Origin of the sequence: Pyrobaculum sp. (genome assembly GCF_049971835.1) — an archaeon.
Taxonomy (GTDB): Archaea; Thermoproteota; Thermoprotei; order Thermoproteales; family Thermoproteaceae; genus Pyrobaculum.
In genome coordinates, this window is sequence record NZ_JBMFKV010000001.1 from 43,338 (window position 1) to 50,673 (window position 7,336).

Sequence of the window (7,336 nt, forward strand, 5' to 3'; positions counted from 1 at the left end):
CTGGTTCAAAACTTTTGACGAACTCTCTCTATAGAAAAAAATATAAGCAGTTGTTTTAATAAATATAGGTTTCTCCCTTACGTGAACTGTCCATACTGCAAGTCGGAAAATATAGTATTAGTAGATGGCGAGTATGTTTGTAAAGACTGTGGAAGCGTCATAGGGCCTGAGGTGGTGCCGCCTCGCGTTAAACAGATAAGCGTTGCAACTCTAAAACGCCGCGTCGTGCTTATTCTACTAGAGAAAGAGACTAAAGAAGATGTGAAGAAGCGCTACGGCGAGGTGGTGGAGTTCTACATTACTAAAATTGCAAGTGAGCTGGGTAGGGAAGACGTAGGTAAGGTAGCCATGGAGATGTTTAGAAAACTAGACAAGAGGATCTACCAGGGGAAGTCTCCCAGAGTGATAGCGGCGGCTCTATCCTACCTAGCGGCTGAGCAGATAGGCTTCTACGTACATAAGCAAGTTATTGCCAAAATTTTGGGGGTTAGTAAGTTCAGTATAAGAGACACCGCGTCGCGTCTCCGTAGATATGTACCACGTATTATTGAAAATTCTTGACTGCGCGGAGTGTCGCTCGTCGTGCGTCGAGAAGGGATTCTGCGACTTCTCGAGCGGCGAATTGCCCGCTGTGCTGAAGATACTCTCACGTATATACAAAAAGACAATAGACGACACTCTCGATTTTAGATACGGAGTGTTGAAGAAGATAAATAAAGAACTGGCACTGAGATGGACGCTGGCCACGGTCGGGCTTGCGGGGATCGCCGAGTTTCTAGAGGACGAGGATGTCGAGGACGTGGCGCTGATCCCCGGCAGGCCGATATACGTAACCCGCAAGAGGGGGAAGGAGAACAGCGGCAAGATATGTGAAGGAAAGGCGATAAGGGCTATACTCAAAATTGCCCACCTCAAATCTGTTGAGCTATCCACCTCCACACCGTCGCTGAGATACGGCCTTAGGATTGGTCCCCTTAGGCTGAGAATTTCGCTAGACCTCCCGCCGATAGTGCCGCTACCCCAAGCCTACTTGAGGATACACAGGGGGAAAATCACCATAGCCCAGTTACTGAGATCCGGCTTCCTCACCGAGGATCAGCTCAGGGAGATATATAGATGGGTTAGAGAGGGCAGACACATAGTAGTCACAGGGCCGCCCGGCTCGGGCAAGACCACGCTACTGTCTGCGCTCGACGACCTAATCCCGGGTGAGTGGCAGAGGGTCTACATAGACGAGGCGGACGAGTTCGAGGACGACCCTCAGAAGAACCAGATAAAGATTAGAAATGTCAACAAGGTGAAGGAGATCTACGCATCCCTCAATCGCAATATAGACGTAATCTTCATCGGCGAGCTCCAATACGAGGAACACTTCGCCGCGTTTAAAACCGCGGTGGAGATAGGGTTGCAGACCCTCGCGACGATGCACTCGGTAAACGTAGACGACGCAGTTACGCGGCTGAGGAGGAGGGAGATAGAGGTCAAAAACATCGGCATCGTCCAGCTAGGCAAGAAATACGCCGGCACAATAGAGAGGAGGGTAGTAGAGCTGTATGCTGAGTGAGTACATAGCGCGGAGAGTAGCCGAGATACATGAAAAAACCTACCACAGGCTAGTGGTTGCGCTGGCTGTGACCTCGATGACAAGCGTAATGTTCAGCGGCATCGCACTGTTCTTCAACCCCGTTTACAAATACATGGCACTCGCCGTGCTGGCCCTGGGAATAATGTTCTCTAAACGCATCCTCAGAGCCGGGGAGAGAAAGATAATAAAAATACTGACACACTTTGATAGAGAGCTACTAGCCCAGAGGTACACCGCCGTGCTCAAAGACCGGTACGATCCCAGAGACTACGTAGCTAGAATATTTTCTGAGCCGCATATCGAAGACCCGGTAATTACCGGCGAGAGAAAGCGGCTAAGAGCAGCGCAACCATTCTTTCAACAAGGCTACGCATTATTAAGGACAAGGAATAGGCTGGTTGTTTTAGTCACCGCGTCGTCAATAGTACTCCCGCATATATTAATAAGCCAAGATATAGAAATTATGGTGATTACCTTAGTAATAGTTATATTATCGCTTGAAAAAAGACTTATTTAGTCAAACTCCTCCTTCTTCTCTTCTTTCTTCTCCTCCTTCTCCTTTTCCTTCTCCAGCTTGCTAGCCGCTATAATCTCGTCAATTCTGAGAATCATTGAGGCGGCCTCAACCGCCACCTTCAATGCGTTTAGCTTAACTGTGAGAGGCTCTATCAAGCCCAGGGATATCATATCCACGACCTTGCCCTGGTACACATCTAGGCCGTACTTCCAGCCATCGCCCTGCTCATGTTTGTGAGTCAGCTCAGTCAATATGTCAATTGGGTCAAGACCCGCGTTCTCGGCGAGGGCCTTTGGAATAGCCTCCAGAGCTCTTGCAAAGGCCTCCACTGCGTACTGCTCCCTCCCGCCGACCTTGGTGGCGAAGGCCCTCACGGCCTTAGCCACCTCTATCTCCGCAGCGCCGCCCGCGGGCAGTATATACGGATCCTCAACAACGTCAGCCACCACGGAAAGCGCGTCGTCAAGATTCCTCTCAGCCTCGTCAACAAGCCTCTCGAAGCCGCCCCTCACTAGGATGGACACAGCCCTCGGGTTCTTACACTGCTCCACAAACACCATCTTCTCATCCCCGACACGCCTCTCCTCTACCAGGCCGGCGAAGCCGAGGTCCGCCTCGGTTAAGTCCTCGATGCTTGTGACAAGCCTGGCGCCGGTGGCCCTTACCAATTTCTCAATGTCACTACGCTTCACCCTCCTCACGGCGAGGATACCCGCCTTGGCTAGGTAGTACTGTGCAATATCGTCAATACCCTTAGTGGTGAACAGCGCCGTGACGCCGAGGGACCTCAGCTTATCAACATAGCCTCTGAGTATCTTCTCCTCCTCCTCTAGAAACGCCCTCATCTGAGTCGGGTCGTTTATCCTAATCTCCGCATCTATCTCAGGCTTTTCCACCTCTAGAGGCGCGTCCAGCAACGCAATCTTGGCATTTACAACACGCTTAGGCATAGCGGCATGCACAACCTCCTTATCGACAACAATCCCGTAGACCAACTGCGTATCTAGCAGAGAGCCGCCGTGCTTCTTCACAATCTGGATATTGTCAAGATCTACATACCACTTACCATTTCTCTCCTCGGCGACCTGCAACACCGCCTTCACAGCCAAGTCGGCGAAGTACTCCTTCACGGTCTCCGAGATCTTCCCGCCCATCGACGTCATTGCAATCTTCTTCAAGGTGTCGACATCGCTACGGTTAACAGGAACCGCCGTCTTGCGGAGATGCTCAGCGGCGACGTCGAGAGCCTTCTTGTAGCCGCTCACAATTACCGTCGGGTGGATATTCTTCTCAAGCAACTTCTCAGCCTCCTCTAGCAACGCGCCGGCGAGGACAACAGCTGTGGTAGTGCCGTCGCCAGCCTCCTCCTCCTGAGACTTAGCAATCTCAACCAGTAGCTTAGCAATGGGGTGTTGCACGTCCATCTCGTCGAGGATTGTGGCGCCGTCGTTAGTTATCGTGATGTCGCCGAGCGAGTCGATGAGCATTTTATCCATACCCTTGGGGCCTAGAGTGGTTCTCATAACCTCGGCAATAGCCCTCGCGATCATAATATTCAGCCTAACAGCCTCCTTTCCAAACGCCCTCTGGGTACCCTCCTTCAGTACTAATACCGGAACGCCGCCAATTTGGGTTAACACTGCCTGGCTCATGGCTTTGACAAAAATTGTGTATATAAAAACTTTTCCGCCTAGAGCAACTCCAGAGTACGCGCCAGCGGCACAACCTCGCCCTCGCCCACATAAACCGTGTCCTCAAACTGAGCCACAAAACCCCTGGACCTCTCCACCAAGACCTCGTAGCCGTGCAACACGCCGGCCTTCAGAGCCGTAGCTATGGTGGAGTCGTCCAGCTGGGGAAACCACCTGGGAGTAAAGGGCAGAGGCCCCACCTCGGCACTCACTAAGTCAATAACATGTTGCAGATTCTTATGCCGCATCCTCAACAACCGGTATATAGTCACCTCCCGGCCGTCGGCGACGTAGCCCTCCCCATTAGTGACAAACGGCTCAATGGCGTACACATCCCCCGGCGCCAGCGCCTGCGAAGCCGACTTATCTGGATAATTAGGAATAACATAGCCGGCGTGGAGAATGAAGCGCTCAATCTTATGCCCGGTGAGGTTGTACACCGGGTTAAAACCAAAATTCTTAATAACCTTCTCAACAGAGTCGCCGATCTGCCACGCCTTGACCCCAGGCCTCGCCGTGTTTAAAGCAGCCTCCAGCGCGGCCCTCGCCGCCTTCTGCAAATTTACAAACACCGATCCCAGCGCCACGGTGACAGCGGCGTCGACAATATAGCCATCACGCTGAGCCCCCACGTCTATCTTAACAAGACCCGACTTCGGAATCCTGAGCTGATCCCCCCTCTTCGCCGTGTAGTGGGCCGCAACCTCGTTGATACTTACATTCACGGGAAAGGCAGGCTTGGCGTCGCTAGACCTAATAAAAGCCTCCACCTTCTCGCAGAGCTCAAGCACAGGCATGTCCGGCTGCGCCAAGTCCATAGCGTACTTCAGCGACTTATGAACAACGTCGCCAACCTGTCTCAACGTCCTCAACATCGCCAACCCCAAGGGCAACGTGTTTAAATCTTTAAAATGCCTAGAGGAGAGAGTTTATAAAGGTAATAGTAGACCCCATCCATGGGCGCCCTAACAATAGTAGCCAAGTACATGATAGTCGCACAGATAGAGGTAAACGGCGGCGTAGATAAATCAGATATAATAGGAGCCCTTTTCTCACAGACAGAGGGGCTACTCGGAAAAGATATGGACCTCAGAGAGCTACAGATGATGGGCAGAATAGGGAGAATCGAGGTAGATATATTCGAAAAAAACGGAAAAACAAAGGCAAAGATACACATACCAAGCAACCTCGATAGATACGAAACGGCGCTCGTCGCCGCGTTGATAGAAAGCATCGAGAGAGTAGGGCCCTACCCCGCCACCGTCAAGGTAATAGAGATAAAAGATCTCAGAGAGGAGAAGAGGAAGAAAATTATTGAAAAAGCAAAAGAGTTGGTAAAACTAATAGAAGAGGAGATACTACCCGACACCAAGGAAATCATCGAAAAGCTGAAAGAAGACGTGGCAAAAGCCGAGATAATCGAATACGGCCCCGAGCGCCTGCCCGCCGGCCCCGACGTAGAAAAATCAGACTCCATAATAATAGTTGAGGGCAGAGCCGACGTCGTCAACCTAGTAAAACACGGCTATAGAAACGTCATAGCCCTCGAAGGCATCAGCAGAGGCGTGCCCCAGACTATAATAGAGCTCAGCAAGAAGAAAAACGTCACGGTATTCATCGACGGAGACAAAGGCGGAGAGCTAGTCCTCAAAGAGCTACTCAAAGTCGCCCATGTGGACTACATAGCCAGGGCGCCGCCAGGAAAAGAAGTAGAGCAACTCACGGCGAAGGAGATAGCGAAGGCCCTTAGAAATAAGGTGACGTTGGAGGAGTGGCTGGCCCAGCAGAAAGCCGCCGGCGAGAAAGCCGAGGCGCCGACTCCGCAACCACCCCCCACGCAGGCGGCGAAGGAGGAGGCGCCGGCTCCGCAGTTCCCCTTCGACGTAAATAAAAAAATTGAAGAGATGCTGGGGACGCTCGAGGCCGAGCTATACGACGCCAGCTGGACCCCCATAAAACGGCTCCCAGTTAGGGAGCTCCCCGACTACCTCGCGACGTCGGCAGACTCCATACACGCCATAATACTCGACGGCATAACAACGCAACGTATCGTCGACCTAGCCGCGAAAAAGGGAGTGAAGCTGATAGTCACAGCTCGCACAGGTCCGCTGACCAAGGTGCCCGAGGAGATGAAAATCGTCACATTCGACCAGCTTCTACCCAAGAAAGTCGAGCAGTGATTTTTCAACTCTACCGCTTTTCAAATCTGCCTCCTTGACGCCGATTACCTCGGCTATCCTAAGCGCCGCGGGTATGACCTGCCTCTCGATGTAGTAATCTACGTCGATTTTCTTCACATCGTCGACGAGGATGTACGGCACAGCCCTCTCCGAGATCTTCTCTCCGCCTCTCACAACGACGTAGCCCACAGCCGTGCCCTTTCCAACCTTGTAGCCGCTTTTCCTTAAGAGCAACGCCGCGTGGAGATGCGGGGTGTAAGCCTTGTACTCATCAAGCTCCTTATCCAGCGTCTTCCATATAATTAAGTCGTCTAGGTTGAATCTGTAGTTCTTCAACGCATCGACCACCTCCCTGACGTATTGAGTCACCCTACGCCTGGCCTCAGCCGCGTCCCGGGACCTGAGTATCAGCTCGATAACCCTGAGCTGGACGTCCTTGGCCAGCTCGCTCCAGTCGCCCCTGACAACCTCGAAGCCGACTATGTCGATTCTCCCATCTCTCAACAGTCCTGCATATCTCTTCTTGGCCTCTGTGAAGAGGACGGTGGAGTAGTCTTTATCCACCTTGATGTCGATGCCGTACTTCTCTTCTACGTACTTGGCGAGTTTCTCGACGTCGCCGCCCTTCTTGACGAATAGGCTGTCTGTGTCGCCGTACAGCACCACGATCCCCAGCTTCTTCGCGTAGTCGATCACGTCCCTTAGGATAGACCTAGCGAAGGCTGTGACGGACTCCGCCACCTCCCTCTTGTACCACCTGGCGCCCACCCAGCCCATGTATCCATACATGGCGTTTGCCATGACCTTCAGCGCCTTCTGCCTCTCGTCCAGGACTCTGTACTCCGGAGAGTCTGGGCTATACCTCTTCATCTCCTCCCTGGCCAGCCTCCTAAGCTCCACCAACTGCCTCAGCACCTGCGGCACGAAGCCGGGGGGCTCCCTCCTAAATCTGTGGCCCACCTCCGGCGCCGTGTAGACGCCGCCTGGCGGCTCCGGCTCCCCCGGCACTAGATAGGTGTCGGGGGAGAGGTTGTACCTCATCATCACGTTGGGGTACATGGAGGAGAAGTCGAGCACCAGCACGTCGTTGTAGAGGCCGGGCCTCGGCTCCAGCACTATAGCCCCCTTATACGGCTCGTACTCCCTCTCCTCTCTATTCGGCGCCACCTCGCCCATCTTATACGCGTAGCGGAGGAGCATCCACTCCACCCGGTTCCCGACGCTCGCCGCCGCCACCTGGTCTAGAGGCAGGCCCGACACGGAGGAGAGCTGAATCAAGAACGGGAGCAACCTCTCCGCCAAGCCGTAGGTAGACTTGACGTCGTCTATAACATATTGGCGCAGTAGGGGCCTCTTGGCTTCA

The 7,336-nt window shown here is 53.1% G+C and carries 7 protein-coding genes; 4 read left to right on the forward strand and 3 right to left on the reverse strand.

Going from position 1 to position 7,336, the window contains the following annotated elements; all coding sequences use genetic code 11:
- Positions 1-81 precede the first annotated feature (81 nt).
- From ACP5J3_RS00275 to ACP5J3_RS00285, 3 genes are read left to right on the forward strand one after another with little or no spacing between them, the layout of a single operon-like run.
- Complete coding sequence (locus tag ACP5J3_RS00275) at positions 82-561, forward strand: TFIIB-type zinc ribbon-containing protein (protein WP_428493798.1); 480 nt, start codon at positions 82-84, stop codon at positions 559-561.
- Positions 533-1,564, forward strand: a complete 1,032-nt coding sequence (locus ACP5J3_RS00280) for an ATPase, T2SS/T4P/T4SS family (protein WP_428493799.1) — start codon at positions 533-535, stop codon at positions 1,562-1,564. The genes ACP5J3_RS00275 and ACP5J3_RS00280 overlap by 29 nt, the downstream gene beginning before the upstream one ends.
- A complete protein-coding gene (locus ACP5J3_RS00285; RefSeq protein ID WP_428493800.1) occupies positions 1,554-2,102 on the forward strand; it encodes a hypothetical protein in 549 nt (182 codons plus the stop codon). Before ACP5J3_RS00280 ends, ACP5J3_RS00285 begins: the two co-directional genes overlap by 11 nt.
- Here the strand turns inward: ACP5J3_RS00285 and thsB are convergent.
- Entirely contained in the window at positions 2,099-3,754 is a 1,656-nt protein-coding gene (gene thsB / locus ACP5J3_RS00290; protein WP_428493801.1) for a thermosome subunit beta, read from the reverse strand. The genes ACP5J3_RS00285 and thsB overlap by 4 nt on opposite strands.
- 38 nt (positions 3,755-3,792) lie before the next feature.
- The gene (map, locus tag ACP5J3_RS00295) at positions 3,793-4,668 is read right to left on the reverse strand and encodes a type II methionyl aminopeptidase (RefSeq protein WP_428493803.1); all 876 of its coding nucleotides are present in this window, start codon (positions 4,666-4,668) and stop codon (positions 3,793-3,795) included.
- Positions 4,669-4,749: 81 nt separating this feature from the next.
- On the opposite strand from map, the gene dnaG reads away from it, so the two are divergent.
- The gene (gene dnaG / locus ACP5J3_RS00300) at positions 4,750-5,973 is read left to right on the forward strand and encodes a DNA primase DnaG (RefSeq protein ID WP_428493804.1); all 1,224 of its coding nucleotides are present in this window, start codon (positions 4,750-4,752) and stop codon (positions 5,971-5,973) included.
- On the opposite strand, the gene ACP5J3_RS00305 is transcribed toward dnaG, so the two are convergent.
- Positions 5,950-7,336 (reverse strand): DNA polymerase domain-containing protein (locus ACP5J3_RS00305; RefSeq protein WP_428493805.1); only part of this gene is annotated, 1,387 nt, incomplete at its 5' end. The genes dnaG and ACP5J3_RS00305 overlap by 24 nt on opposite strands.

What these genes read in the sequence shown, in the direction of transcription:
- ACP5J3_RS00280 (WP_428493799.1), top strand. Translation starts at nt 533, where the DNA reads ATGTACCACGTATTATTGAAAATTCTTGACTGCGCGGAGTGTCGCTCG.
- ACP5J3_RS00285 (WP_428493800.1), top strand. Translation starts at nt 1,554, where the DNA reads ATGCTGAGTGAGTACATAGCGCGGAGAGTAGCCGAGATACATGAAAAA.
- map (WP_428493803.1), bottom strand. Translation starts at nt 4,668, where the DNA reads ATGTTGAGGACGTTGAGACAGGTTGGCGACGTTGTTCATAAGTCGCTG.
- thsB (WP_428493801.1), bottom strand. Translation starts at nt 3,754, where the DNA reads ATGAGCCAGGCAGTGTTAACCCAAATTGGCGGCGTTCCGGTATTAGTA.
- dnaG (WP_428493804.1), top strand. Translation starts at nt 4,750, where the DNA reads ATGGGCGCCCTAACAATAGTAGCCAAGTACATGATAGTCGCACAGATA.